The organism is Pedobacter sp. PF22-3, assembly GCF_026239555.1.
Taxonomy (GTDB): Bacteria; Bacteroidota; Bacteroidia; order Sphingobacteriales; family Sphingobacteriaceae; genus Pedobacter.
Map to the genome: position 1 here is coordinate 50,088 of NZ_JAPIVP010000008.1, position 26,807 is coordinate 76,894.

Here is a 26,807-nt window from a genome sequence, read left to right on the forward strand (position 1 = left end):
AAAAACCGTCCCAACTGAACGTCGGAACGGTTACAAAATTACGTATTTTCTAATTAATAGAATTTCACACGATTGTCTTTTATCTTGGCATTATCTTGCAAAGCCTGGAAAGCTGATCCTAATGAACGCTGACCTAAACTCAATAACATGCTTTCTTTTTGTTTAAACATGTTTGCAATTGGTGCAGGGTTTGTAAATCCATCAACAGTAAATACATATACACCACGCTCGCCTTGAACAGGAGCAGACAATTTGCCCGGCTGTGAACCAAATACACTACCTACTAATGCATTTTCTTGTGCAACACCTGGAATTACAGGATTAGCAAATACGACGTTCTGAACTGGATTAACCGGACGGGCAACTTTAGCCGCCACCTGATCAATACTTCCTTTGCCTGCATTGGCCAATTTCTCTTTCAATTGTTTTGCTTTAACCGCGTTGAGTACCATAGGTTCAATTTCTTTCTTCACATCAGCCAATGATAAAATACCTTTCGGGCTAATGTTGGTTAAGCGTGCTACCACGTAAGCATTGCTCATGGTATAAATTTCAGGTAAAACATCGCCTTTATCTGCTGCGTAAGCATCCTGGATCAGCTTACGTGGATTATCTAATCCAGCAGCAAATCCTTGTGTTGCGGCTACCTTATCAGCAACAGCTACTTTCAGTCCTTTTTGGGCTGCAAATTTATTGAAATCGTTACCTTTTACATCGGTTAAGAAACTGCTCGCCGCTTTATAAGCAGCAGCCTGAGTTTTGCTACTGGCTGCCAATGCTTTTTCTACATAAGCCAGTTTAGCTACTTTAGAAGAACCGATCTGTTTTTCGATTTTAATTACATGATAACCAAACTGAGATTTTACCACTTTAATATCTCCGGTTTTACCATCAAAAGCCGCATTTTCGAATTCAGGAACCATTGCACCACGTGCGAAAGTACCCAACTCGCCACCTTTATCTTTAGAACCATCTACACTATAGTTTTTAGCCAGTTCCGCAAAATTGCCACCTTTTAAAATTAAGCCTTTTAATGAATCAGCTAATTTAACTGCTTTATCTTCGCCACCAACTTTAGCCGGATCAATTAAGATATGACTTGCTTTTACTGAATCTGGAGAGATACGGGTTGAAACTACCTTTACAATTTTGTATGAGTTACCGCTTAATTTCGGACCATAAAAACTACCTGCAGGTAAAGAAAACACTGCCGAATCAACAGCTGGATCCAATTTACCTTTTGTAATATAAGTAAAAGGAACTTTTACGTCTGAATTGATCGCTGCGAAAAGTGAATCATTTTTAGCTACCTGGAAATCAGCAGCAATTTTATCTACCTGAGCTTTAATGGCCAATGAATCTGCCTTATTAGGGCTGATACTGAAAGTAACATACTCAAAAGCACGTGTTTCTTGCGGATTGTTAAAACGTGCTTTGTTCTGATCATAATATTCCGAATAATCAGCATCAGTTAATTTAACTGATTTATCAGGAACTGAAGCATAATCTAAACTTACATATTTAAAGTTGGCCAGTTTGTTACGGTTGTTATACTCATCTGTAGCCTCTAATGAAGTTACATAAACCGAGTTACGGATTAAGTTAGAATATTTGGTTTGTAATGCCTGGTTTTTAATTTCCTCCTGTAACATGTTAGATTGTTGCAAAGCCTGAGGTTCTTTCGATTTTAAAAAGTTCATCAAGGTTGCACGGTCTAACTGTCCGGTTTGTGGATTAGAAAAATATTGTTTGATCAATGGACTAGGGTTCTGACCTTGTAACAAATCCAACAATTCGTCTTCTGATACGCTTAAACCTAAACGATCATATTCTTTGGTTAACAAAACTTTTGCCAACTCTGCATTCCATGCCTGATCAACAGCCATAGCGGTCATCTGTGCATTGGCACTACCACCATATTGCTGTTTCATCTGGTTTACACCCTGATCAACCTTTGGTCCGAACTCATCGATATTGATATCGTTACCATCTATAGATCCTACCACTTTTTGATTTGCCGACCAAAAAGGTTTACCCACGTTAATTGCATCACCTACTAAAAATGCAACAATTGCAAAACCGATTGCAAAGACCAGAATATAGCCTGCACGGTTGCGCAAAAATGTCATTAATCCCATATTGTATTTTATAATTTATTTAGTTCTTTTTTAAGAGGGCGCAAGATACAAATTTGCCTTAAAAAAGAAAACACAAAATTTTATTTATCAAGCACCTAATTATTAAGGGGATGGAAGAGGTAAAAATGGATGAAGTAAGATGAAAAATGTAAGGTGGAGGAAAACAATTTAGCTTTGAATCTATAGATATTTCGATGGTTTTCGACTACCTCACCCATCTTACATCGCACATTTTACATTGCTTTAAGGTGCTACACCTTCTTTCATATTCAATTCACCATTGCCGCTATCCATTTCGTATGTACTAAAATCTTGTGGTGCTTTGAAATTTATTCCTTCACCCACGCTTCCGTCAATTCCTCTTACATAAACACGCTGGTTAGAATAGAAAATCTTTTTCGATTCATCCCAGATCAGTTCCTGAGAAGAAAAGGTATCACCTTTACTACTCTTCACCACTACATTTTTCCTGAATTCGGTTTTGAGTTCATTGTCACGCCTGATGGCATAATCGCAAACCAGGTTTCCATCAATGGTACCATTAGGATTATAAAAATCAATGTTAACCCCTTTAATCATCTCCTGATAAGCGCTTCCATTAGTGGGCGTAACCTTATCGAGTATCGGAGCAACACCTTTTGCTTTGATCCTTGCAGAATCGCTGTAAATAATATCTACACCTAAAGTACGCTCGCGGGAGAGGATGGCCTTATTTATTGAAACAGAATTTGCCTTTTTTAAATCGTCATCTCCACAGGAAGCCATAAATAAAGGCAATACCAGGAACAGACCATATAAAAATACTTTCAGTTTCATTAATCTACGCGGTACTTACGGAACCAGGTATCGTTCAAGGTAAAACCTAAGTGGAAATTAATATACTGCTCTTTAACCAGATTATTGTTTAATGTTCCTCTTTGTCCCAGCTCTGTTGTAAAATTAATTTTATAAAATGCAGTACCACCATTAGCAGTAGGTAACGGAAAACCAAAGCCTAAAGATGCGCCCATTTGTTTAATATCCTGATTACCGATTTTGATATAGGTCTTATCGTAATTAAAACCAATGCGGTAATCTATACGTTTCATGTAACTGTTATATGAAAATGCATCAGGTGTCCATTGACCTCCTAAAGAAGCTCCCCAACTATCCTGCAAGCCTTGATTTACATCATTGATACTGGTTTTAGACCATTTACCCATTCTAAAATCGGCACCGATCAGCCATTTATCATTTTGTTGAATAGCGATCCCAAAATTGTGTGTTAATGGTAAAGTAAGATTAGATTTTCCTTTGTTTACCGTATTTAATGTATCTGCTGCAGTACTTTCATTCCCGTCCTGATCTCTTGTGTATAGCGTAGCGTAAGAAGTTAGTGTGGAGTTCACTTTTCCAGAAGTACTTCCAGAGTAACCTAAGGTAACAATCGTTTTCTTGCCTAATGTAAAATCATACTGGATACCATAAGAATAACTTAAGCCTGCAACACTATTTTTGGTCTGAAGTTTTGCATTATAAGAACCTACACTATTAAACTCTGTAGCACGGCTGGTTTGAAGATTCCCAAAAATATATTCCAGGTTACCACCAATTCTCAAATGATCGCCAAAACGATAACCGTAGCCTAAATAAGCTTTCGATAAACCGCCTTCTCCTTCATAAAGCTGATTCAACGTTGTAGTGTCAACTTTCACCGTATTCCTGTAATTATAACCCAGATCAGAATAAGGTAAAATACCAAAACTCAATGCCGATCTTCTGTTAACCGGTGCTGCAAAAGCCAGGTGACTAAAAGTAGAATTAAAGCTGGATTCGCTTAAATTATTGCGTGTGAGGTTGGTTACACTAGCACTCATGCCAATATCGATCGTTGTTAACGAAATACCAGCGTATGATGCCGGATTCTGCATATTGATGTTATTAAAACCGGTAACTTTGCTCACTGCAGTAGAGATTCCGCCCATTGCCCTAAACTGGGGCAATAAAGATCCTTTTATATTTCCAAGCCCATATCTTGAATATGGTGAGGAAGTGGTAACCTGTGCCTGGGCACTTAAACCACAAACTAGAACGATTATGGCTGCAATATAATTTATTCTTTTGTACATTTTAATCTGCAATAGCTTCATTTAATCCTTTTAATACTAAGTAAGGATCTTTTATAATTTGAGGCGCAAAGATGCTGTTTTGTAATTGTTTATACAAAAAATTAGCATCGCCCCCCGTTATAATTACCTTCAGAGCACTTTCTTTTTTATTATTTAGGGCAATAAAGCCTTCAATTTCATTTATTATCCCCTGTAAAACACCGTTTTTAATTGCCGATTGGGTATCTATACCTTCTACTATATCTTCATTCGCATCCCACTCTACCAAAGGTAAACGGCCGGTAAATTCGTGTACTGCCCTAAACCGCATTTTAATCCCCGGACTTATACTACCGCCAAAATATTCTTTCGAGCTGTTTAAAACATCGTAAGTAATACAGGTACCCGCATCAACCACCAAACTTGCATTTGCCGGATGCAGGCCATTTGCGCCTAAAACTGCAGCCCACCTATCTAAACCCAAAGTAACCGGCGTTTTATATCTGTTTTGTACGCCATTTGTTAACATGGTCGAAAAACGGATATACTCGGTATGCTTTTTTAAAAATACTTCTAATGCCCCTATTTCCTGGTTAACACTGCTGATAATAGATTTTGCCGGCGAAAACTTCTCGATCAATTGAGCCAGGTCTAATATTCCAATCTTGTTGAAACGCTGATGGTGAACAATTTCTTTATTTACAAAGACACCAACCTTAACCGCAGAATTCCCAATATCAATGCTTAAGCTGCGCATTTAATCTCCTGCTGCAAATAATATATTCTTAGAAATTCCAATGACCTCATCTTTTATCCATCTTAATTAAAACTAAAAAGCTTTAACGCTAAAATCATCCACAAAGCTATCAATCTTTGTTAAGTTTCGTTCTAGTTATTTGTTAAAAAAGGTTAAACAAACAGAAAATACTGTATCGAAAGCACAAATAAAACGAACAATGTTTCGTAAAACCAGCGTTTTTTGGCATTGCTAAAATAGTAGGCCAACAGCACCGATCCCGGGGGCACGCAAAGCAAAAAATGCCAGGTCCTGAAATCGGGTTTAAGGTAAAAGCTAGCTGCAGAAATAATAAACATAAAAAATAACAGCTGAAAACTTTTCCTTGTACTGATAAAACTCCTGAAGAAATTTTCGCGGAGCTGCAGCGATGCCAATATGATAATAACCGTTACCGGGATGAGCACCAGATAATCATTATAATTGATTTTAAATACTGAAGGAAACTTATTACTTAATGGTCTCCAAATCTGATAAAATGAGCTTAAATTATCATTCCAGTAATAAAACACCGCTAAAAAAAAGAAAACCGTAATAAAACCAATTAAGCCCGCCACCCATTCGCGCCAATTAAATGATCTAAAAAGCAACAGCGCTAAAAAGATCATCATCAACATGGCCATAAACGGGAAGTAGATCAGTGTTCCAACCCCAATAATCATCCCGATATCAAAAATGGTGGTAATGGAATTCGCACTTTTGCCCAGTTTTAAAAATTTATCAATGATCCAGATCAATAGAAAGTTGCATAACAATGCCGGACTCAAGATCATAAATGGCATAAACAAACTTGTTCCCGTAATAAACATCAATCCTGGCAGGAAACTGGGTTTAGCCAATAAATTATGGTTGTTTACCACCCTGTTGAAAATTAAAGCCTGTATATAAACCAAAAGTGCTGCAATAAAAATATTGGTATACGGGGTAAAAGCATGATCTAAATCGATGTTGATCAGCAATCGGGCAAAGGGTTCCAAGAAATCAAAATTCAGCTGATCATGCGTTTCATGAAAAATAGCAATACGTAAAAAGAACGTGTACGCCAGCAAGAATACGAGGTTAATTGGATTTAGCTTTCTAAACTGATTAATCATGCCTTTTTAAAGAGTAGGCAAAGTAAAGAAAATAATTTAAGAGTAGGGGAAGAAAGATTAAAGCAGAAAGACTAAAGCGGAAAGCTAAAAGACCAAAGCTTAATGCGGAAAGCACTAAAGGGAGAATTTATAGTCAGGTAATTATAGATTTGTCAGTCTGAGCGGAGTCGAAGGCTGATTGATAGATAAAAAGCAAAAATGCTAAAAAAGCCGTCCTCTCGACCGGAGCAACGCGAAGTGGAGAGATCTATCCAGGCAGATTTTGTTTCGCTGAGCGCTACGTGGTTCTCAACTGGGTTACGCTCCGCTTGAGATGACAGTTTAATTTGGCTATTCAGATAATCAACTCCAGACCAAAACCCTAGATCCTTCGACTACGCTCAGGATGACAATGGAGGGTAAATTGACTTTAGACTCTGGACTACCGACTTAAGACTCCAAACTAAACCCTGGCGTATTTCTTCACCATATCATCAATAATCTGGGCGGTTTCATCCGGAAAATCGAACTCATGTTTTTGAGGATTTTCTACCCAGTTTTTAATAATTGGCAACCAGTTACGGGTACTTCCCCAAATTACCGGCAGGCCAAACTGTTTTAAAGCATAAGCATTACACTGCTGTTCGAACTGGAAACGCATTGGTGCAACCAGCAGCTTCTTCTTCAAATAAAGTGCTTCTGCCGGACCTTCGAAGCCTCCACCGGTAAATAAACCTTCGCAGGTAGCCAAGCTTTTATTAAATTTTTCGTTGTTAACGGGTTCTACAAAAACATTCTCATCCTGATAGGCCACTTTGCTGTGTTTGGAGAAAACCTGCCAGGTAACTTCAGGGAGTTGTTTAAAAAGCTTTACCAGGCGTTTATCATCAATGGCCGGGAGATAGACTGTATAATGTCCTAAATTTTCGCTTTTCAGGTTTCGGATTTCTGCCCTGATTACAGGAGTATGGATAAAGCTATCGTAACGGTCGAAATGGAAACCAATGTGGTATTTGGTGGGCGCATAACGGCTTAAAATAAGCTTGCCCCAATCTAAAGTTCTGGGACGGGGTACTTTTTTTGATTTAAATGCAGCCTGGTGACTTAATGACACACATTCTATGCCCTGCAATTTACAGGCCCATGCACTCACAGGTTCAAAATCGTTAACGATTAAATTATATTCTTTAAGCGGCAGTTGCTTCATATCTTTCCTAAAGCGGAAAAGATTCATGTTCAACCATGTTTTATAATGGTCTACCCCGCCTTTTTTACCAAAGATAAAACTGAAACCATGTAATTGGTATTTTACGGGCTGACTCAATTTTACATCGGCCTGGGTACCACTCACCAAAATATCCAGTTCGCCATATTTTTGAAGCAAAGGAATGATTTCCCTCGCTCTGCTGATATGACCGTTACCTGTTCCCTGTATTGCGTAAAGTATCTTCATTTTATGCCCGAATATCTAAAATTATTGGGCAATTTCATATTTTATATTCTGCAAAAGTATATTTATGTCCAGTTTGCTTTTTAAATCTTCTGCATCAGAAAGCATTCCTTCATCCAGCTGGTCCTTTGTAAAATGCTGGTGTTCATACTTAAACACGGTCCAGGTTTTATCCTGATATTCTAATGCGGTTAAACTTTCTACCCAATCGCCGCTATTCAGATAAATTACTTTTCCAGCTTCTGTGACAATTTCGCGTTGCTCGGCCTGGTGAATATGACCACACACGACATACTCATAGCCCTTTTCAATCGCCAGTTCTGCTGCAGTTTGTTCAAAACTGTTGATGAACTTAACGGCATCCTTAAACTTGGCCTTTATTTTTTTTGAGAAGCTCATTTTTTCCCTTCCAAATGCCGTAAGTACCCAATTTACGAAGCTGTTAATCAAGATCAGCGTATCATAACCAACCGCCCCCAATTTAGCCAGCCACTTGGAATGCTGCATGGTCACATCAAAAACGTCACCGTGAAAAAACCAGGCCTTTTTTCCGTCCAGTTCTAAAATCAGTTTATTCTGCAAATGAAAACTTCCCATTTCCATACCGTCGAATTTGCGGAGCATCTCATCATGGTTTCCTGTGAGATAATGTACCTGCACACCTTCTGAAACGAATTTCATCAGTTTACGGATCACTTTCATATGCGCTTCAGGCCAGTAACTTTTGCTGAACTGCCAGATATCGATGATATCACCATTTAAGATCAGTATCTTAGGTTTTATGCTCTTAAGATATTTCAGCAATTCTTTTGCATGGCAACCATAGGTACCTAAATGTACGTCGGAGATTACGACTACATCCACATTTCTTTTATCCATAAAAGGAAAATTTAGGGGGGAAGCATCTTGTTACCGCCCGGTTAAAGCAGTTCAGAGATAAATTAGTTGATTTACCACTCTTCTTCCTCATCGAGTTTTACCTCAAAGGGGCTAAAGAAATAAAGTACAACAATTAATAAACATACGGCAAAGAATGATTCTAACATATCATCTGATTTACATTACAAAGATAAGACGCTGTATATCAAACAAATGTTACGACATTGTTAAATTATTATTCCATTTGATAAAGATTGTTAAAATGACTTGCTGAAGGTTAATTGTAAAAACTGAGCTTAGAATTAAATTCAATTGGATTAATTAGTAAACGGGTAAAGATCCTTCGACTACGCTACCATTGACAGACTCCCAAAAAAGTCGTCATTGCGAGGAGGGACGACGAAGCAATCTTTCACGCTAATGATCCTTGCTATAAAGATTGCTTCGTCGGCTGAAAAAGCCTCCTCGCAATGACGGGGCCTTACAGCTTAAATACGATAAAAGCCCTTATGTCATTTATATTGACTTTTATACTATGAATTATCCCTCAGCATAACACTGGCATGAGGTAGGCTTTGGTTTGATTTCGATTTATAGATCCTGCAACAAGTTCAGGAGGACGAATCGCAGGGAAGACAAGCTAAATGATATTTCCGTGCCTTCCGTATTTCCGTGGCAAGAAATCACTACAAAAATCTGGTAACAAAAAAGCCCGCAAGATTGAATCCTGCGGGCTGTAAATCTATTTAAAGAAATATTAAGCTTTAACCGCTTTCTTTTTCTTCTTTTCTTCTGAGTAAAAGCCAAAACCTAATCCGGCCAACAACAAGATCGATCCTGCCAAAGAGATTTTCTCTCCCGTGTAATACGATGTTGGATGGAAAATAAACTCAAGTTTATGGTTACCTGCCTCTAACTGCGCTGCACGTAAAACATAATCGGCCCTGAAGTATGGCTTCTCAACTCCATCGATATACATTTTCCAGCCTTTATCATAATAGATCTCAGAAAACACGGCAATCACGTCTTTAGCGGTTGAATATTCGTAAGTTAAATGATCAGGATTGTAGTTCGTTAATTTAATAAAGCCTTCCTGACCGGTTCCTAAACGCTTTGTATCAATCAAATTTTTGAAGCTTTCATCAACAATAGCCTCTTTTTTTGCATCAAAACTGCTGATTGCCTTCATTTCTTCATCAGCATTTTTAGCAAACTGTACACTTTGTACAAACCAGGCATTACCCGCTGCTGTTGGGTTACGCTGCATTTTATACGATCCGTTTTGCTGATCTTGTGTAATGATGTACTTGGTATTTAACATATCAAGAACGTCCTGGTTTACACTTTTAGTAAACTGATGCTGAATGAGCTCATCAAAACGTTTCAGTTTAGCGGCATGATAACCACCAACTGTTTTATGAAAGTTCGAGGTGCTCGCATCGCTAAAAGTATTTATAGAAGCATCATATACCCTAAAATCAGGGTCTTTATCCGCCATAATAAAATTATCAACGTCTCTTGGCTTAAAGAAATCTGAAGCCGTTTTTTTGTATTCGAAGTTTTGGTTATTCAAATACCTACGGTCTACCTGCCACATATCTACCAAAACAGCCAATGCTAATAACCCTAAAGCCAGTTGCGTGTTCAGTTTTTTGGTAATAAATGCCCAAACTATTCCGAAACCGATCACTACAAAAAAGAATGAACGAAGCGCATCTGCACGACCTATCGCGATTCTATCTTCTACCAATCCATTTGCTATTTTTTGCGCAACGCTTGCATTATTCTGCAAAGTCTGCGTTAAAGCCTGCACAATTTGCATATGGTTTGAGGCTTTAAAACTGAAAAACAGTGTAGGTACAATGGCTACAAGTAAAGCAAAGCCACCGGTAATGGCCGCAGACCAGGTTAATTTTTTGATTAATATTTTTTGATCAATATTTCCATCCTGGATTTCCTTAATGGCTAAAATGGCCAATATCGGAACCATTAAGCCAACTACTGCCAAAATTGATTCAACCGCTCTAAACTTATTGTAAAGTGGAAAATAATCAAAGAACAAATCGCTCACAAATGGGAAGTGGCGGCCAAAAGAAAGCAGTATAAATAACACTGTCGTTGCTAATATCCACCATTTTAACCGGCTGCGGACAACAAATAATCCAAAAACAAATAAAAAGCAGATAATTGCACCAAAGTAATAACCACCTTGTGTAAATGGTTTCTCCCCCCAATACTGTTGCATATTTAATTGCCCCCCCAACTGCTGAATAGCTTGTGTTGTTTGAGTAGGATCACCTCCGGTAATTTCTGCCACAGCCTTATACATATTACCTTCAGGATTCACCAATTTATCAATACCAGAGGCACCTCCATATAAATCGGGGATTAAAAAAGTAAAGCTCTCACCAACGCCCTGGCTCCACTGATAAGCATATTCTTTCGACATGCCTGCACCTTTTTCTGTAGCCCCTGTTTCTGTAGCAGTTAAATTAGATTTGCCACGGTTTGTTTCTTTTGCATATTCTGCTGTAGACCATAATAAACTTGCATTAATCATTATAGCAATAGCTACCGAAAAAGCAAGAAAAGCGAACGATTTTAACAGGGCAGGTATGGTTTTATTTTTAAATGCCTGGTAAAATTCTACAATTACAAATATAAAAATAGCCAACATCAGATAATACGTCATCTGAACGTGGTTAGTCCTGATTTCGAGGGCCAAAAATAATGCGGTCAAACTCGCTCCATACCAATATCTGCCCCTCAGGGTTAACAATATACTCGCTATTATTGGCGCGAAAAAACCAATTGCCAATGCCTTACTACTATGTCCGCTTGCAATTAAAACAAAATTGTACATCGTAAATGTAAAGGCAATTGCACCTGCCGCAGCCAACCAGGGATTTACTTTTAATACAATAAACAGGAAATAAGCACCTAACAGCAATAACAGAACTGTACCTGTTGGATTAGGAAGGGCCTTTGTGATTAGCGCAATTCCATAAGTAGCTCCGTTATAGGCATAAGGCACCCAGATTTGATAAGCGGGCATACCGCCAAACATCTGGTTGGTCCAAAGTGGCGCCTTACCATCTTTTTCTTTAAAGTCCATAATTTCCTTTTGCATCGCTTGCGATTGGATCACATCGCTTTGCGCAGGAGCTTTGCCTACCAAAACAGGACTGAAGTAGGCAAAAGTGATGACTACAAAAAACGCAATAATGGCCAAGTGAATGCCATTTTTATTAAACCAGTTATTCATTAAGGTTTGTTTAAGTTTAAACGAATGTCAAAAATAAAAAATTGGGCGGTATAAAAAAGCAATAAATGAAATGCATGCTGAATAAAAAATTAAATTTGCGACAGAGCATAAAAATTCAACCTATTTATTATGAGAAAGTTTCTTGTTACAATTGCGCTTACTACCTTATCTTTTTCTTCGTTTGCGCAGCTAGTAAGTTTAAATAATGATGAAATTGAGAAGCTGAAAACGCAGATCAAAAATGATGGGCAAACCAAAAAACTATACCAGGGCTTTGAAAAATCCGCATTAAATTATCTAAATGAAGAACCCAACCCAATTGATACGATCCGAACGGAAGGTTTATTAAAAGGAAATCCTAAAAAAGAGAAAACCAGATTAGCCCTGGCAGATATGAATAAAATGTTTGCACTGGCCTTACAATACCGGATTACGGATGATCGAAAATATTTAAACAAATGTGCAGAATTTCTTGGTGCATGGGCTAAAATCAATAAGCCAAATGGGGATCCTATTGACGATACCAATCTGGATAAAGCCATTGAAGCTTACGACCTGATCAAAAAAGACATTTCAGCTACATATAAAAAAAAGGTTGACCAATGGCTAACTGAAACAGCATGGGCGGAGATTAACAGTAAGCGAATGAAAGCCGGAAGAGCTACCGCAATTAACAACTGGAACGCGCACCGTTTAAAAGAAGTTGGTGAAATTGGCTACACTTTAAATAATCAGGATTTTATTAAATGGACCATCGATAATTTAAAAAGCCACATCAATATCAATTTATATCCCGACGGCCCAAGTTTGGATTTTAAAGAGCGTGATGCTATGCACTACCATGTTTATGATCTGGAACCGATGTTAAAGCTGGCTATTATAATTGATAGGGCAAAGGGACCTAACTTCTACACTTTCGAATCGCCAAAAGGATCTTCAATCAAAAAATCTGTAGAATGGCTGATTCCATATATTAATGGCGAAAAAAAACATGAAGAATATGTAAATACGACCGTTAAATTCGATCGCGACCGGGCGAAGAACAACGAACCTGGTTTTGCACCGGGAAGCATGTTTAAACCGGAGTTGGCTTTGCCTGTTTTAAGGTTATCGGTTTATTTCGATCCTTCACAGAACAACCTGTTGCAAAAAGTAAGCGGAGGCCAAAATAACTGGCAAAGCGTATTGGAAGAATTAAAGCGCAAGCCATAAGTTTTTTCAAATTAAATAAAGTTTCAATAATTTTTGAAAGTTTAAAAATATAGCTATATTTGTGTATGGAATTAGCAGCAGCAAAGTTAAAATTTATCGAAGCCTGGGGCAAATTAGGCTCTGAATGGGGAATTAACCGCACCATGGCACAGGTACATGCATTATTGTTAGTTTCTCCTGAAGCCCTTACTACAGAAGAAATTATGGAGCAGCTCAGTATCTCCAGGGGAAATGCAAACATGACGCTCCGCGATTTAATTGGATGGGGCTTAATTGAAAAGCAACATAAAGCGGGAGAGCGCAAAGAATACTTTTTTGCGGATAAAGATGTTTGGAATATTGCACGCCAGGTAGCTAAAGAGCGCAAAAAAAGAGAACTGGAACCCGTTTTAAAAATTTTAAACGAACTATCTACCGTTAATGGCGATGAGAAAGATCCAGAGTTCGTTACTTTTAAAAAATCGATAAAAGACATTAATAAATTAGCCGGAAATGTAGATAAAACTTTAGAAACGATGCTTAAGGCAGAAGAAAGCTGGTTCTGGGGTTCGGTGTTGAAGGTGTTTAAGTAGATTTGAGAGGGGAGATTTGAGATACTAGACATGAGATTTGAGACAGGAGTATCAAATAGCAAGACAGATTTTCCTTATACCTTAAGCCTTAAACCCTCCACCATAAAAAAAGCCTTACCTATTGTTCGGCTTTATTTTTTAATCTAAACTTTCATATTTTACTGAAAATATTAAAATTTAAATAAAATGAAAACGCTTAAAAACCATGTGCTTTTATTTGACAATGAATGTCCGATGTGTTATGCCTATACTCAAGCCTTTGTAAAAACAGGTATGTTGGCTCAGGATGGCCGTGAGGCTTACCAGGAAATGCCCCGAAACATCTGCCCACTGGTAGACCAGCAAAGGGCTGCCAATGAAATTGCACTCGTTAATACCGAAACCGGCGAGGTTACTTACGGCATCCAAAGTTTATTCAAAATTATTGCACACGCCATGCCCATCTTTAGGCCTTTATTTGTGTTTAGTCCTTTTGTTTATCTGATGCGAAAGCTTTATGCATTTATTTCTTACAACCGCAAAGTAATTATACCAGTTGCAGTAAAAGGAAATAGCTTACAGCCAACTTTTAAACTTCATTACCGTATTGCCTTCCTGCTTTTAACCTGGCTTATTACTGCTTATATATTAACTGATTATGCGCATCTGCTCACCGGTTTTGTTCCGTTGGGCAGCAAATACCGCGAATATCTAATCTGTGGTGGACAGCTATTTTTTCAAGGTGTTATCATAAGCTTTTATAGAAAAGAAAAACTTTGGGATTATTTAGGAAACATGATGACCATTTCTTTCACAGGTTCACTTTTACTCTTGCCCATTATAATTATGGCAAAATACGTCAGCTTTCTGTCTTTATTTTTTCTGTTATATTTTTTAATGGTTGCAGGATTGATGTTTTTAGAACATATCCGTAGAAGTAAATTATTAAAGCTAGGTTGGTTAATGAGCATTACCTGGGCACTTTACCGCTTAATGGTTTTGGGTTTAATCTTAATTTTATAATTATCATGAAATACGGAAAAATTGTACTGGCAGGGGGAAATGGTTATTTAGGTGGCATATTAGCCAAATATTTTAGCAGCCTTGCTGACGAAGTGATTATTCTGGCCAGAAAGCCACAAGCCGGAACAGGCCATATTAAGACATTGTTGTGGGATGGCAAAACCATAGGAGATTGGGCCTACAGTTTGCAAGAGGCAGACCTCTTGGTAAACATTTGCGGTAAAAATGTAAACTGCAGGTATACGGAGAAAAACAAAAAAGAAATTTTTGATTCAAGATTAATTCCCACCCGTTTACTGGGCCAAGCGATTGAGGAAATGGAAAATCCACCAAAACTTTGGATCAATATTACTTCTGCCACCATTTACCGCCATGCCGAAGACCATCCACAAGATGAATTTACAGGCGAAATCGGTGAAGGTTTCTCTATTGAAGTTTGCAAAGCCTGGGAAAATAGCTTTTTTGAAACCAATACGCCCAATACCCGAAAAGTAGCCCTTAGAATGGGTATTGTTTTAGGCCTGAAAGACGGGGCATTTCCACGTTTACTTAACCTGGTTAAACTGGGTATGGGCGGAAAACAGGGCACCGGCGAACAGTATATGAGCTGGATCCATGAAGCAGATGCAGCAGCGAGTATAGAATGGTTGCTAAATCATCCGGAAATTAAAGGAACTGTAAACTGCACGGCACCAGAAGCAATTAAAAACCATGTTTTTATGCGTAGTATCAGAAAAGCTTTTGGTCGCAATTTTGGCTTGCCTGCCCCAGCCTGGTTATTAGCCATTGGCGCAAAAATTATTGGTACAGAAACGGAACTGATTTTAAAAAGCAGGTGGGTTAAACCAGCAGTGCTGCTAAATAGTGGATTTGATTTTAAATATGGAAAGATTGATGAAGCAATGACAGCACTGAGCCAAGCGCGATAAAAGTCATTGTAACTAAAACGGATTATATGCCTACAATTATCTTAAAAACATTAATTAATGCGCCGATTGGACACTGTTTTGACCTATCCAGAAATATTGATCTCCATCTACAATCCATGAAGTCTTCTAATGAAAAAGCGATAGCTGGAAAAATTAGTGGCCTGATTGGTCTGGGTGAATCTGTTACCTGGAGCGCCAGGCACTTTGGCATTTATTTCGAAATGACCAATAAGATTAGCGCGATGGAATATCCAAATTTCTTTATAGATGAGATGATTATAGGTCCATTCAAAAAACTCCATCACCAACACTTGTTTAAAATAATAGGTTCTCAAACAGAAATGACTGATGTTTTTGAATTTGAGGCTCCATTTGGCCTGTTTGGCAAGCTAGCGGAAAAAATATTCCTTAAAAATTATCTGCTGAAACTCATTGAGAAAAGAAATAAGGTGATCAAACTGCAGGCTGAATCGTAGCGTATGCTGTAAACGAATTGCATCTCGAATTTTAACAAAAAACCCCGAAACATTTCGGGGTTTAGTTTTATTTCACTTCCTCGTAGTCTACGAAATCGCCGAGTTTATCTGTTTTACTTTGATCGGGTTTTGGGGGCATGTAATCTATAGAAATAGAGCCTTCAGGTTTCGATCGCCGCTGTTGTTGCTGCCCTGTAGCCTGACTCTGCATTTTGCTAGCCAGGTTATTAAACAGCATGGGTAGAATTAACCTAATCAACATTCTGATCAGCCAAAGTACCAATATTGTAATAAAAATGAATTTTACTAATGCCATGCTTTAAATTACTGTTGTTACAAATATAGACGACGTAACATTTATTTTGTTACTTTTTAGGCCTTTAATTGCAATCCGATTACAAATATGATACGCAAATAAGGCTAGAAAGGTTTTAATATTGCCATTAATCTTCAACAATTTCAGCTACCCGGCCAACTTGGCCATCTTCAAGTCTAACCTTTATTCCTCTGGAATGAAAGGCGGATGAAGTAAGTAGATCTTTCACCACGCCGTAAGTAATATTTCCCGATCGCTGATCTTTTTTTAATATAATGCCGACTTCCAAGCCTGGATAAATGTCTTTTCTATTTTGCCCGTCCATGTGTGCTGTAATAAAATGATGATGAAAATTTCAAAATTCCGTAATTATTTTGAATTTAAGGCCATCTGTTACCATTTTGCGGTATAATTATTAAAAGGGCTAATATTCTTAATAGAAAATATCCCTACCAATTTCTCCCAAAAACTTATGTGATAGACTTTTCCGCTTTCAAATTATTACTTACCAAACTTTTCGTTAAACATTTTCTCTAGTGCAAACATTTCATCACGCAGCTTTGCAGCTTGTAAAAAGTCCATATCTTTTGCTGCTTTTTGCATATCCTTACGGGTGGTATCAATTGCCCTTTGGAGTTCGGCTTTGCCCATATACTGTACAATCGGATCTGCTGCAATACTGATTTCGGCATTTTCAACGTAAGCCCTGGCTTTATTATCGCTTGCTTTTTGCGAGAAATCGAGCACTGAGGTCTGTTCTAAAATTGCTTCTCTTGATTTGCCAACAGTTTTTGGTGTAATGCCATTTTCGAGATTGTAGGCTATCTGTATATCCCTACGTCTGTTCGTTTCTGAAATGGTTTTTTCCATACTTTCTGTAATGCCATCTGCATACATGATCACCCGGCCACGATCATTACGGGCGGCACGGCCTATGGTTTGAATGAGCGATTTTTCAGATCGTAAGAAACCTTCTTTATCTGCATCCAAAATTGCTACCAAAGTAACTTCTGGTAAATCCAAACCTTCTCTTAAAAGGTTAATGCCGACTAAAACATCAAATTCGCCCAAACGTAAACCACGCAGGATTTCTACCCGTTCTAAAGTTTTAATTTCGGAATGTATGTACCTGGTTTTGATATTTAAGCGATCAAGATATTTGGTTAACTCCTCAGCCATGCGTTTGGTTAAAGTCGTTACTAAAATACGTCCACCATCTTTTATCGTAATGTCTATTTCATCTAAAAGATCATCAACCTGGTTAATGGCAGGCCTGATTTCTATAACAGGATCCAATAATCCGGTTGGCCTGATTACCTGTTCTACTACCACACCTTCTGATTTTTCCAGTTCATACTCTGCAGGTGTTGCACTCACATAAATGGTTTGTGGTGCAAGGGCTTCGAATTCGTTAAAATTTAAAGGGCGGTTATCCAATGCGGCCGGTAAACGAAAGCCATATTCTACCAAAGATAATTTCCTCGATCGATCACCACCATACATGGCCCTGATCTGCGGAACAGTAACGTGGCTTTCGTCAATCACCATTAAATAATCATCAGGGAAATAATCCAGCAAACAGAAAGGACGCATACCGGGTTGCCTTCCATCAAAGAAACGGGAATAATTTTCGATTCCTGAACAATAGCCCAATTCCTTCATCATTTCGAGATCGAAATTGGTCCGCTCTTCTAGTCTTTTGGCTTCTAATAAATGTCGATCTGCAATCAACTGGTTTTTACGGATTTCCAATTCTTCCTGTATCCCCCAAATGGATTGATTGAAGCGGTCTTTTGGTGTAACAAAAAGGTTGGCCGGGTAAATGGCCATGTCTTCCAGTTTTTCGAGGGTTTTACCAGAAACTGGATCAATTGCTGAAAGTTCTTCAATATCATCGCCAAAAAAAGAAATGCGGTAGGCATGATCCAGGTAAGCTGGATAAACATCAACGGTATCGCCTTTAACCCTAAAAGTTCCCCTTTTAAATTCGGTTGTGGTACGCGAGTATAAAATCTCGACCAAACTATGCAAAAATGCATTTCTCGAAATCCGTAGCCCTACACCAAAGCGAAAAACCATTCTGGAAAAATCTTCTGGGTTACCCATACCATAAATGCATGATATGGAAGATACTACGATTATGTCTCGCCTGCCACTCATTAGCGATGAAGTAGTACGCAAACGCAATTTCTCGATCTCCTCGTTAATGCTCAGGTCTTTTTCGATATAGGTATTGCTAGAAGCAATAAAGGCTTCTGGCTGATAATAATCATAATAAGAAACAAAGTAATTTACCGAATTTTCGGGAAAGAAATTTTTAAACTCGCCGTAAAGCTGTGCAGCCAGGGTTTTATTGTGACTTAAAATCAAGGTTGGCTTTTGGGTCTGTTCAATTACATTGGCCACAGTGAACGTTTTTCCTGACCCGGTTACACCCAATAAGGTTTGATAATGTTCGTTAGCATTTACACCATCTACCAGCTGTTTTATTGCATTAGGCTGATCTCCGGTAGGCTGATATTCTGAAGTGATTTTAAATTTCATGAGTAAATCAAATATACGATTTAGGGACTAAACAGTAAAACAGGCGAAAGTCAGGAAAGTTGGAGATTGACTGGTTAATAATAGTTTTAAGATGATATAAACAATTTATGGTGAAAATTGAATATTATGTTTAGCGGGTTTAAAATAACATCAACCTAGTAAATCGAAAGTTTAACTTTTGACTTACTAGGTTAAAAATAAAACTCCCCGTTGAATGTTCAACGGGGAGTTTCAAAAAAGTTTTTTCACCCTAAAGATTTAAGATTCCCAATCAAGTTGGGAATGACGATCGGAGAAATAAGGATACATTATTTCCCAGCAGCGGCCTGCATAGGATTTTTACCAACCGATTGGCCCCTTACAGCTCCTCCAGCTTTTGCTTTATATACTTTAAACTTACTTTCTTTTGCTTTACCACCCCAACTATTGTTTGAGGTATCAATATCAGCGGTTTCGCGCAACGGGTCGACTAAAATTGAAGCCACTTCTTTATTTTTCACATAGAATTTAGAAGTTTTCAGCTCATTATGTCTCCAGATCTGTGCCGGGATACGGTCTATTTCTTTTGTTCCATCTTTATAGGTAAACTCCACAATGATAGGCATTACTAAACCGCCCTTATTGCTAAAACTCAGTTCGTATAAAAACTGGTTCGCATATTTACTTTGATCAGCTTCTGCAACCGCTTCTATAGGTGGTGTAACATCCATTTTCGTGACTACAGTGGTATCAACAGTTACCAAGCCTCTATCGTATTTATAATAAAAATCCTGAGCCCCTGTGTTTTTGTCTACGTAGAAGCTGATTTTTTTGTCTTCACGGTTTCTGATTTTAGAAATATCCTCAAAAGCATTTACGGCAGGCTTATCAATTTTAACCATTCTCGATCTGGCAGCAGGAACTTCTTTAGGAAAATCGGCTTTTGCAAATTTCACGCTATCTAAAGAGATATCACATGGATCGGTTCCGTAAAACCATCCTCTCCAAAACCAATCTAAATCTTCGCCACTGGCATCTTCCAGCGTACGGAAAAGATCAGCAGGTTGTGGATGTTTAAAGGCCCAACGTCTAGAATATTCCTTAAACGCATAATCGAAAAGTTCTCTGCCCATAATGGTTTCGCGGAGAATATTTAATCCTGTAGCGGGTTTTGAATAAGCATTTGGGCCGAAACGTGCGATATTTTCGGAGTTGGTCATGATTGGCTCCAGCTCATCTTTAGGCAGTTTCATGTAATCAACAATGGTATAGGCCGGTCCTTTTTTACTTGGAAATTTATTATCCCAAAGTTCTTCTGTTAAATACTCAACAAAAGAATTTAGCCCTTCATCCATCCAGGTCCACTGGCGCTCGTCACTATTTACAATCATTGGGAAAAAGTTATGCCCAACTTCATGAATAATAACCCCTAGCATGCCGTTTTTAGTGCTTTCGCTATAAGTCCCGTCTGCATCGGTACGGCCATAGTTGAAACAAATCATCGGATATTCCATTCCATTTGCTGCTTCGATACTTTGCGCAACCGGATAAGGATATGGAATGGTAAAATCTGAATAGGTTTTAATGGTATGGGCCACCGCGCGGGTAGAAAACTTGCTGTACAGATTGTAAGCTTCTTTTCCGTAAAAACTCATACACATTACGGTATTGTTATTGGCCTGAATTTTTTGAGGCATGGCATCCCAGATAAATTTGCGGGAAGAGGTCCAGGCAAAATCACGCACATTATTGGCATTAAAAACCCAGGTTTTTTTAGCGGCCGATTTTTTGGTTTCCGCCAGTTTAGCTTCAGCCAGGGTTTGGATTTCTACAGGTGCAGCAGCAGTTTTAGCAGCATTGTATCTGCTTAACTGTGTCGGACTCAAAACAGCGCTGTAATTAATACACTCTCCTGTTGAACCCACCAAATGATCTGCCGGAACAGTCATTTGCACTTTAAAATCGCCAAAGGTTAAGGCAAACTCACCTCTACCGGTGAACTGATGGTTCTGCCATCCCTGAAAATCGCTGTATACACATAAACGTGGGTACCACTGGGTCATGGTAAACAGGTAGTTTCCATCGCCTGGAAAAAACTCGTAGCCACCACGCCCGCCAACACTCATCCGGTCTGAAATTTTATAGTTCCAATTGATATTAAAGATGAATTTTTGTCCGGTTCTTAACGCTACCGGTAAATCAATCCTCATCATGGTTTTGTTAACCGTATAAGGTAAGCTTTTACCAGCAGCATCTGTTAACTTGGTAATATTGATGCCATAGCCATTGTTGCCTGTTGCACTTAACTGATCTAAATTTTTAGTGGTACCTACTGCGGGCATTTTAGTCGCATCCTGGTAATTGGCATTTCTATCTGTACTATGCTCGTTTTCATCAAGCTGCAGCCAGATATAAGTTAAAGGATCAGGAGAATTGTTGGTGTAGGTGATTGTTTCAGCTCCTGTTAACAATAGATTTTTTTCATCCAACTCACATTTGATATTGTAATCGGCCCGTTGCTGCCAATATTTAACACCAGGTGCCCCACTGGCTGTACGCTGTTCGTTTGGCGTGGGTAAAATGGTACCTAACTGCTCAAATTTATTCCCATGGTTACTGCCTGGGTTATTTTGAATATTTTGGGCCATAGCCAAACTTCCGGAGAAGAATAGCAGGCCGGTTAAAGTAAATAATTTATTCATTGTATATTTCATTAAAAAGGAATTCGTTCTAAAGCCATTTTTAAAGCCAGGCTAAATACGGCTGCTGATATAAATAAAACCCAACTCATTCGTTTTATGCGGGTATAATTGAAAATGAAAAAGGTAATCAATAAAATGATGATCACCAGAAAAATCTGCCCTGCCTCAAGCCCTACATTAAAGCCAAATAAGCCCCAGCCAATATTCTGGTCTTTGGCCAGCATGATTCTAATGGAGTTTGCAAAACCCATTCCGTGGATCAATCCAAAACCAAGCGCCAAAAAGTAATTGATCCTGATTGATTTTAAAGAGAAATTTTTTCTGAACAAATTGCTGATTGCCGTGATGACGATGGTACAGGGAATTAAAAATTCTACCCACTTGCTATCAAACCTGATAATATCCAGCACGCTTAAAAGTAAGGTAAATGAATGGCCAATGGTAAAGGCCGTAACCAATATGAGCACCTGCTTTAGATTAGCATAACTGTAAATAGCCACCAGCGCTAAAACAAATAGCTGGTGATCTAAAGCATCGGCACTGATAATGTGCTCCCAACCCAATTTAAAATAAAAGATAAAATCTTGTAAGGGCATGAATAATAATAAGCTAACTATTGGAAATAAAATAGTTTACAACAGTTAAAATTATATTTTTTAATTATAAAAACCCTAAATATCCAGCAAACAAAAGCATAAATCCTAAATTTGTTACTATTTTGTTATTTAAACCCATAATTTGGTTTAGTTTTAAGTCATAACTTTGTTCTTTTTCAATAAAAAACTGATGCATAAATTAAAATATATCCTACTGTTTTTTTGCTTTGCCTTTTTTTCCGTTAAAGCAGGAGTAAAACATCCGCTGCATGTAAGTACAGCCGAAATAAACTTTAATGCCAAGGATAAAATTTTAGAAATAAGCTGTAAAATCTTTTCAGACGATTTCGAGGCAATTTTGGCTAAATTATATAAACAAAAAACCGATCTGAGCAATCCGAATATGAAAAGTGCTATGGATGAACTGGTCAAAAAGTACTTGCTTACTCATTTACAGCTAAAAACCAATGGAAAAGCTGTTGCCATGAATTACATTGGATTTGAGATCGATCATGAAGCCACCAATATCTACCTGGAAGTTGAAAAAGTGGTAGCCTTAAAATCTATTGAAGTTAATGATAGTATTTTATACGATATGTTTGATGATCAGATGAGTATAATACATGTTGTGAAGGACGGCAAACGTAAAAGCACCAAAATCCTTTATCCCGAAAAGAAATTCACAGCAAACTTTTAACTGTATTTTTTGTATTAGATAATGATTCGGTGTTAAATTACCGTTAATTATGGTCAATATTTTTAGGTTAATATTAGGCTAAGATATATTTCTTGTAATCTTTTTTTAAATACCGCGTTGTTAAAATAAGTTATGCAGCTAATCATCTTCTCCAACATATTAACGCCACGGATTAAATATATCTTCAATTTCATTTTTAAAGATATTCTTAAAGCGGAAGTAGAATTTACGGGCAACAGCCAATATTTTTTGCAGAGCGAACACATTAAAATCAGTTACGGCGATGAGGCTTTGGGCGAAGAAATTTTCTTTAAAAGCACACCTTTGCTTTTCTCCAATAAATTAGAAGAGATCAAACCCAAAACGATTTCGTTTGGAGAATATCAGGTGCCTTTTCCGGTCGATCGGTCTGCTTTACCGTTTGATATTTTCGCAGCTTCCTTTTTTATGATCAGCAGATACGAAGAATACCTTCATCAGCGCAATATGGAAGGAGCGTTTAAAGCATCAAAAAGCTATCAGCATAAATGGCGGTTGCTACATAAGCCGATTATTGATGAGTGGGCATTGATCCTTAAAAGCATCATCAAGAAAAAACATCCTAACTTTAAATTTCAGGAAAAAAAATTTCAGCACCAGCCTACTATCCATTTCAGTATGTTAACCCATTTTCCTGAAGGTTTCTTAAACAGGGCCAAATTTATTTTCAGTGCTGCTTTTAAAAAGGAGAATAATTACATGAAAGCTAAATTTGACAGGGCAACGGGAGTTGGGATTAATAATGAAGAAGTACTCGAGCAGGTAGAAGAAATTTTTGCTTCCAAAAAAAGCAATCCCCTTTATTTTATCGATTTTCCCGATGTTCCTATGGATTACATCAGAACAGATCGTATTTCGAAAACCTTGAATAATCAATCAGTTGGTTTGTTGAGACCCTGCGCCAGTAACAAACAAAAGATGACTGAAATTAAAGAAGAATTAGTAAAGCTTAAAAAAATACATCCAAATCTGATCAAGTTAACCAGCCAACAGTTGGATACGCTAAAATTCCCAATATGCTATTTAAATATCCTTAACTCGGGCATTACTTCCGATTATTCTATGGGTTATGAAAATGTAATGGGGTTTCGTGCAGGAACATGTACGCCGTTTAACTGGTATGATCTCCAGCTGGAGAAAGTTACACCTCTGGTGGTTAATTCTTACTGCTTAACCGACCATATCCTGCAATTTTTAACGAGGGAAGAAGCAACAAAAGAAATACATCAATATATTGATGCCGTTAAAGTAGTAAATGGGACTTTTTACAGTAGCTGGAACCTAAAAAGCTTGTCAGATTACCCTAAATACAAAAAGTTAAAATCACTTTTCGAAGAAATGCTTCGGTATTCAGGGAATTAACTTAGTTAGCACTATTCAGTTGAGAATTGCTACATTTAAGACTTAAACAACATTTGCAGTAAATCTAATATCCCCAAAAACACCATGACGATTTTTGATATCAGCAAGACAAAATCTATTGCCAATACCTTTATTGCAGAACTTCGGGATGAGACCATCCAAAAAGATTCGATGCGTTTTCGTAAAAACATGGAGCGGCTTGGTGAGTTTTTCGCTTATGAGATCAGCAAATCATTAAAATACGTTAATAAGGAAATTGCAACCCCTTTAGGTGTATCAACCTGTGAGGTTTTAACCGAACAGCCTGTTCTGGCCACTATACTCCGGGCGGGGCTCCCACTTCAACAGGGCCTGCTTAACATCTTCGATAAAGCTGAATGCTGTTTTATTTCTGCTTATCGCAAAACAAATAAAGGAGGTGATTTTATTATTCAAATGGATTACATTTCTACTCCGGATTTAGCAGGAAAAGTTTTGATTATGGCTGATCCGATGTTGGCTACGGGACAAAGCATGGTGATGTGCTGTAAAGAGCTGATTAACCGCTACAAAATTGCGGAGCTTCATATTGTTGCTGCAATAGCGAGCGCCGAAGGTGTTGCCCACGTACGTGCCAACCTGCCTAAGGCAAAAATTTGGCTCGGGGCAATAGACCAGGAAATGACCAGTAAATCTTACATTGTGCCGGGTCTTGGCGATGCCGGGGATTTAGCTTATGGAGAAAAGGTTTAGCCTTAGTCTGAAGTCCTAAGTCTAGAGTCTTTAGTCCAGCGTCTTTAACGTTCAATATAAATGAATATCCTCTTTGTGTGCAGTAGAAATAAATGGCGAAGCGCAACTGCCGAAACCATGTATAAGAACCATTCCGATCATCAGGTAAGATCAGCCGGAACCGAGCCTTCTGCAAGGATTAAAATCAGTGCAAAACTGATTATCTGGGCAGATCTGATTTTTGCAATGGAGAAAAAACATAAACAAAGAATTACGGAACGTTTCCCTCAGGAAGTTTATGAAAAAGAAATAATTACTTTGGATATTCCAGATGATTATCAGTATATGGACGAGGAGCTTATCGAAGAAATTGATTCAAAAGTTACCCATTATCTATCCGAACGTGGGTGATTATCCTATCAGTTGGTGTCGCACCAACCGAAATAGAATTTGGAAATGAGCATGCAGTGGTCATTGGCAGCTTAAGCCCCGCTTTCGTTTATAGTCCTCGCTGCGCTCCGGGCTATTCCGCTTAATCGGGTTTAGGGACAAGGGCCCCTGCACCCAGTACCCCCGAAAATGAAATACAGGCGTAGCCAACTAGCCCTGGTTGCAGCGATACCCTGCAGTAACGAGGTACGAGGAAGCGAAGCGTATAAGCGGAAAACAGAAAGACGTTTAGTGTCTTGTACTGGCTCTGCGCTCCTTTTAATAAGAATATTTATACTATCTACTGGTGGCTAACCGACCGAAATAGAATTTGGAAATGAGCATGCAGTGGTCATTGGCCGCTTAAGCCCTGCTTTCGCTTATAGTCCTCGCTGCGCTCCGGGCTATTCCGCTTAATCGGGTTTAGGAACAAGGGCCCCTGCACCCAGTACCCCCGAAAATGAAATACAGGTATAGCCAACTAGCCCTGGTTGCAGCGATCCCCTGCAGCAACGAGGTACGAGGAAGCGAAGCGTATAAGCGGAAAACAGGAAGACGTTTAGTGTCTTGTACTGGCTCTGCGCTCCTTTTAATAAGAATATTTATACTATCTGCCAGTGTTTAACCGACCGAAATAGAATTAGCAAATGAGCATGCAATGGTCCTTGGCGGCTTAAGCCCCGCTTTCGCTTATAGTCCTCCCTGCGCTCCGGGCTATTCCGCTTAATCGGGTTTAGGAACAAGGGCTTCTGCACTTAGTATACCGAATACAAAACGGCAATAAATAATCGAACTCAGGTTATTTATAAATCAAAAATCATTAAGTTAACTTTGTGAAAATTTCTTACATGAAAAAACACATCTTCTTCGACCTTGACCACACGATTTGGGATTTTGACCGCAACGCTGAGGAAACACTAAACGAACTTTATCATACTTATAAGTTAGATACACTTGGCCTTAAATCTTGTGCCGATTTTATCAGTACTTACACCGAAAATAACCATCAGTTGTGGGCCGATTATCACCTGGGTAAAATCACCAAAGATTTTTTAAGATCGGAACGCTTTAGTAAAACTTTTATTCAAATGGGTATCCATCCTGATGTAGTGCCGCATCAGTTTGAAGAGGATTACGTCAATATTTCGCCTACCAAAACCAATTTATTCGAAGGCGCAGAAAATGTTTTGAGCTATCTACAGCAAAAATACACCCTGCATATCATCTCAAATGGTTTTAAGGAGACCACCTTAACCAAAATGAACCTTTCGAATCTAAACCCATATTTTGAGAACGTGATTATTTCGGAAGATGTTGGCGTAAACAAGCCCAATCCCATCATTTTTGAATATGCATTGGATAAAGCAAAGGCCGTTAAGGAAGAAAGCATCATGATTGGAGATAGTCTTGAAGCTGATATTTATGGTGCCTTAAATTTTGGTATGGAGGCGATCTTTTTTAATCCTTTACAAAAAGAAAAGCCTCAAGATGTTAAAAAGGAAATCTTTCATTTAGAAGAATTATTGAAACTTTTTTGATCATACTCCTTTTTG

Annotated in this window: 23 protein-coding genes; 10 read left to right on the forward strand and 13 right to left on the reverse strand. The window is 38.3% G+C overall.

Features of this window, described 5'->3' with window-relative positions:
- Positions 1-53 precede the first annotated feature (53 nt).
- The 8 genes from OQX63_RS11880 to OQX63_RS11915 all read right to left on the reverse strand — a co-directional run bounded on the left by OQX63_RS11880 (position 54) and on the right by OQX63_RS11915 (position 11,688).
- Complete coding sequence (locus tag OQX63_RS11880; RefSeq protein WP_265851085.1) at positions 54-2,138, reverse strand: peptidylprolyl isomerase; 2,085 nt, start codon at positions 2,136-2,138, stop codon at positions 54-56.
- A gap of 243 nt (positions 2,139-2,381) precedes the next feature.
- Positions 2,382-2,954, reverse strand: a complete 573-nt coding sequence (locus OQX63_RS11885; RefSeq protein WP_265851086.1) for a hypothetical protein — start codon at positions 2,952-2,954, stop codon at positions 2,382-2,384.
- On the reverse strand, positions 2,954-4,267 hold the full coding sequence (locus tag OQX63_RS11890) for an OmpP1/FadL family transporter (protein ID WP_265851087.1): 1,314 nt from the start codon (positions 4,265-4,267) through the stop codon (positions 2,954-2,956). Before OQX63_RS11890 ends, OQX63_RS11885 begins: the two co-directional genes overlap by 1 nt.
- Positions 4,248-4,982 (reverse strand): type III pantothenate kinase, encoded by a 735-nt coding sequence (locus OQX63_RS11895; protein WP_265851088.1) that lies wholly within the window; start codon positions 4,980-4,982, stop codon positions 4,248-4,250. The genes OQX63_RS11890 and OQX63_RS11895 overlap by 20 nt, the downstream gene beginning before the upstream one ends.
- A 152-nt stretch (positions 4,983-5,134) precedes the next feature.
- Positions 5,135-6,115 (reverse strand): DUF6427 family protein, encoded by a 981-nt coding sequence (locus tag OQX63_RS11900; RefSeq protein WP_265851089.1) that lies wholly within the window; start codon positions 6,113-6,115, stop codon positions 5,135-5,137.
- A gap of 442 nt (positions 6,116-6,557) precedes the next feature.
- Positions 6,558-7,547: a glycosyltransferase family protein gene (locus tag OQX63_RS11905; protein WP_265851090.1), complete on the reverse strand. Its 990-nt coding sequence runs from the start codon at positions 7,545-7,547 to the stop codon at positions 6,558-6,560.
- A 21-nt stretch (positions 7,548-7,568) separates the two neighbouring features.
- Positions 7,569-8,423, reverse strand: coding sequence for a UDP-2,3-diacylglucosamine diphosphatase (locus OQX63_RS11910; RefSeq protein WP_265851091.1), 855 nt, complete (start codon positions 8,421-8,423; stop codon positions 7,569-7,571).
- 757 nt (positions 8,424-9,180) lie between these two features.
- Positions 9,181-11,688, reverse strand: a complete 2,508-nt coding sequence (locus OQX63_RS11915) for a YfhO family protein (protein ID WP_265851092.1) — start codon at positions 11,686-11,688, stop codon at positions 9,181-9,183.
- Between the two features lie 129 nt (positions 11,689-11,817).
- Here OQX63_RS11915 and OQX63_RS11920 point away from each other — a divergent pair, with 129 nt between their 5' ends.
- From OQX63_RS11920 to OQX63_RS11940, 5 genes are all read left to right on the forward strand, one after another.
- The gene (locus OQX63_RS11920) at positions 11,818-12,900 is read left to right on the forward strand and encodes an alginate lyase family protein (protein ID WP_265851093.1); all 1,083 of its coding nucleotides are present in this window, start codon (positions 11,818-11,820) and stop codon (positions 12,898-12,900) included.
- 65 nt (positions 12,901-12,965) lie between these two features.
- On the forward strand, positions 12,966-13,472 hold the full coding sequence (locus OQX63_RS11925; RefSeq protein WP_265851094.1) for a GbsR/MarR family transcriptional regulator: 507 nt from the start codon (positions 12,966-12,968) through the stop codon (positions 13,470-13,472).
- Positions 13,473-13,658: 186 nt separating this feature from the next.
- Complete coding sequence (locus OQX63_RS11930; protein ID WP_265851095.1) at positions 13,659-14,474, forward strand: DUF393 domain-containing protein; 816 nt, start codon at positions 13,659-13,661, stop codon at positions 14,472-14,474.
- A 5-nt stretch (positions 14,475-14,479) separates the two neighbouring features.
- Positions 14,480-15,403 carry a TIGR01777 family oxidoreductase gene (locus OQX63_RS11935; protein ID WP_265851096.1) on the forward strand — a complete coding sequence of 308 codons (924 nt, stop codon included), beginning with the start codon at positions 14,480-14,482 and terminating at the stop codon, positions 15,401-15,403.
- Positions 15,404-15,429: 26 nt separating this feature from the next.
- Positions 15,430-15,879 carry an SRPBCC family protein gene (locus tag OQX63_RS11940; protein WP_265851097.1) on the forward strand — a complete coding sequence of 150 codons (450 nt, stop codon included), beginning with the start codon at positions 15,430-15,432 and terminating at the stop codon, positions 15,877-15,879.
- A 67-nt stretch (positions 15,880-15,946) separates the two neighbouring features.
- On the opposite strand, the gene OQX63_RS11945 is transcribed toward OQX63_RS11940, so the two are convergent.
- From OQX63_RS11945 to OQX63_RS11965, 5 genes are all read right to left on the reverse strand, one after another.
- A complete protein-coding gene (locus OQX63_RS11945) occupies positions 15,947-16,195 on the reverse strand; it encodes a DUF4834 family protein (protein WP_029278588.1) in 249 nt (82 codons plus the stop codon).
- 127 nt (positions 16,196-16,322) lie between these two features.
- Positions 16,323-16,520 carry a YwbE family protein gene (locus tag OQX63_RS11950; protein WP_090497912.1) on the reverse strand — a complete coding sequence of 66 codons (198 nt, stop codon included), beginning with the start codon at positions 16,518-16,520 and terminating at the stop codon, positions 16,323-16,325.
- A gap of 176 nt (positions 16,521-16,696) precedes the next feature.
- A complete protein-coding gene (uvrB, locus tag OQX63_RS11955) occupies positions 16,697-18,739 on the reverse strand; it encodes an excinuclease ABC subunit UvrB (RefSeq protein ID WP_265851098.1) in 2,043 nt (680 codons plus the stop codon).
- 308 nt (positions 18,740-19,047) lie between these two features.
- Positions 19,048-21,420, reverse strand: a complete 2,373-nt coding sequence (locus tag OQX63_RS11960) for a M1 family metallopeptidase (protein WP_265851099.1) — start codon at positions 21,418-21,420, stop codon at positions 19,048-19,050.
- 11 nt (positions 21,421-21,431) lie between these two features.
- Positions 21,432-22,016, reverse strand: coding sequence for a HupE/UreJ family protein (locus OQX63_RS11965; RefSeq protein ID WP_265851100.1), 585 nt, complete (start codon positions 22,014-22,016; stop codon positions 21,432-21,434).
- 190 nt (positions 22,017-22,206) lie between these two features.
- Here OQX63_RS11965 and OQX63_RS11970 point away from each other — a divergent pair, with 190 nt between their 5' ends.
- The 5 genes from OQX63_RS11970 to OQX63_RS11990 all read left to right on the forward strand — a co-directional run bounded on the left by OQX63_RS11970 (position 22,207) and on the right by OQX63_RS11990 (position 26,792).
- Positions 22,207-22,713: a DUF6702 family protein gene (locus OQX63_RS11970; protein WP_265851101.1), complete on the forward strand. Its 507-nt coding sequence runs from the start codon at positions 22,207-22,209 to the stop codon at positions 22,711-22,713.
- 132 nt (positions 22,714-22,845) lie between these two features.
- Entirely contained in the window at positions 22,846-24,114 is a 1,269-nt protein-coding gene (locus OQX63_RS11975) for a DUF7033 domain-containing protein (RefSeq protein WP_265851102.1), read from the forward strand.
- Positions 24,115-24,198: 84 nt separating this feature from the next.
- Positions 24,199-24,846: a uracil phosphoribosyltransferase gene (gene upp / locus OQX63_RS11980; protein ID WP_265851103.1), complete on the forward strand. Its 648-nt coding sequence runs from the start codon at positions 24,199-24,201 to the stop codon at positions 24,844-24,846.
- Between the two features lie 60 nt (positions 24,847-24,906).
- Positions 24,907-25,236: a low molecular weight protein tyrosine phosphatase family protein gene (locus tag OQX63_RS11985; RefSeq protein ID WP_265851104.1), complete on the forward strand. Its 330-nt coding sequence runs from the start codon at positions 24,907-24,909 to the stop codon at positions 25,234-25,236.
- Between the two features lie 866 nt (positions 25,237-26,102).
- Positions 26,103-26,792 carry a YjjG family noncanonical pyrimidine nucleotidase gene (locus OQX63_RS11990; RefSeq protein ID WP_265851105.1) on the forward strand — a complete coding sequence of 230 codons (690 nt, stop codon included), beginning with the start codon at positions 26,103-26,105 and terminating at the stop codon, positions 26,790-26,792.
- The last annotated feature ends 15 nt before the right edge of the window (positions 26,793-26,807 follow it).

Bases quoted from the DNA above. Each gene is read 5' to 3' on its own strand.
- OQX63_RS11880 (WP_265851085.1), bottom strand. From the start codon at position 2,138: ATGGGATTAATGACATTTTTGCGCAACCGTGCAGGCTATATTCTGGTC.
- OQX63_RS11895 (WP_265851088.1), bottom strand. From the start codon at position 4,982: ATGCGCAGCTTAAGCATTGATATTGGGAATTCTGCGGTTAAGGTTGGT.
- OQX63_RS11970 (WP_265851101.1), top strand. From the start codon at position 22,207: ATGCATAAATTAAAATATATCCTACTGTTTTTTTGCTTTGCCTTTTTT.
- OQX63_RS11885 (WP_265851086.1), bottom strand. From the start codon at position 2,954: ATGAAACTGAAAGTATTTTTATATGGTCTGTTCCTGGTATTGCCTTTA.
- OQX63_RS11965 (WP_265851100.1), bottom strand. From the start codon at position 22,016: ATGCCCTTACAAGATTTTATCTTTTATTTTAAATTGGGTTGGGAGCAC.
- OQX63_RS11925 (WP_265851094.1), top strand. From the start codon at position 12,966: ATGGAATTAGCAGCAGCAAAGTTAAAATTTATCGAAGCCTGGGGCAAA.
- OQX63_RS11990 (WP_265851105.1), top strand. From the start codon at position 26,103: ATGAAAAAACACATCTTCTTCGACCTTGACCACACGATTTGGGATTTT.
- OQX63_RS11935 (WP_265851096.1), top strand. From the start codon at position 14,480: ATGAAATACGGAAAAATTGTACTGGCAGGGGGAAATGGTTATTTAGGT.
- OQX63_RS11975 (WP_265851102.1), top strand. From the start codon at position 22,846: ATGCAGCTAATCATCTTCTCCAACATATTAACGCCACGGATTAAATAT.
- OQX63_RS11910 (WP_265851091.1), bottom strand. From the start codon at position 8,423: ATGGATAAAAGAAATGTGGATGTAGTCGTAATCTCCGACGTACATTTA.
- OQX63_RS11890 (WP_265851087.1), bottom strand. From the start codon at position 4,267: ATGAAGCTATTGCAGATTAAAATGTACAAAAGAATAAATTATATTGCA.
- OQX63_RS11960 (WP_265851099.1), bottom strand. From the start codon at position 21,420: ATGAATAAATTATTTACTTTAACCGGCCTGCTATTCTTCTCCGGAAGT.
- OQX63_RS11920 (WP_265851093.1), top strand. From the start codon at position 11,818: ATGAGAAAGTTTCTTGTTACAATTGCGCTTACTACCTTATCTTTTTCT.
- OQX63_RS11985 (WP_265851104.1), top strand. From the start codon at position 24,907: ATGAATATCCTCTTTGTGTGCAGTAGAAATAAATGGCGAAGCGCAACT.
- upp (WP_265851103.1), top strand. From the start codon at position 24,199: ATGACGATTTTTGATATCAGCAAGACAAAATCTATTGCCAATACCTTT.
- OQX63_RS11900 (WP_265851089.1), bottom strand. From the start codon at position 6,115: ATGATTAATCAGTTTAGAAAGCTAAATCCAATTAACCTCGTATTCTTG.
- OQX63_RS11940 (WP_265851097.1), top strand. From the start codon at position 15,430: ATGCCTACAATTATCTTAAAAACATTAATTAATGCGCCGATTGGACAC.
- uvrB (WP_265851098.1), bottom strand. From the start codon at position 18,739: ATGAAATTTAAAATCACTTCAGAATATCAGCCTACCGGAGATCAGCCT.
- OQX63_RS11945 (WP_029278588.1), bottom strand. From the start codon at position 16,195: ATGGCATTAGTAAAATTCATTTTTATTACAATATTGGTACTTTGGCTG.
- OQX63_RS11950 (WP_090497912.1), bottom strand. From the start codon at position 16,520: ATGGACGGGCAAAATAGAAAAGACATTTATCCAGGCTTGGAAGTCGGC.
- OQX63_RS11915 (WP_265851092.1), bottom strand. From the start codon at position 11,688: ATGAATAACTGGTTTAATAAAAATGGCATTCACTTGGCCATTATTGCG.
- OQX63_RS11905 (WP_265851090.1), bottom strand. From the start codon at position 7,547: ATGAAGATACTTTACGCAATACAGGGAACAGGTAACGGTCATATCAGC.
- OQX63_RS11930 (WP_265851095.1), top strand. From the start codon at position 13,659: ATGAAAACGCTTAAAAACCATGTGCTTTTATTTGACAATGAATGTCCG.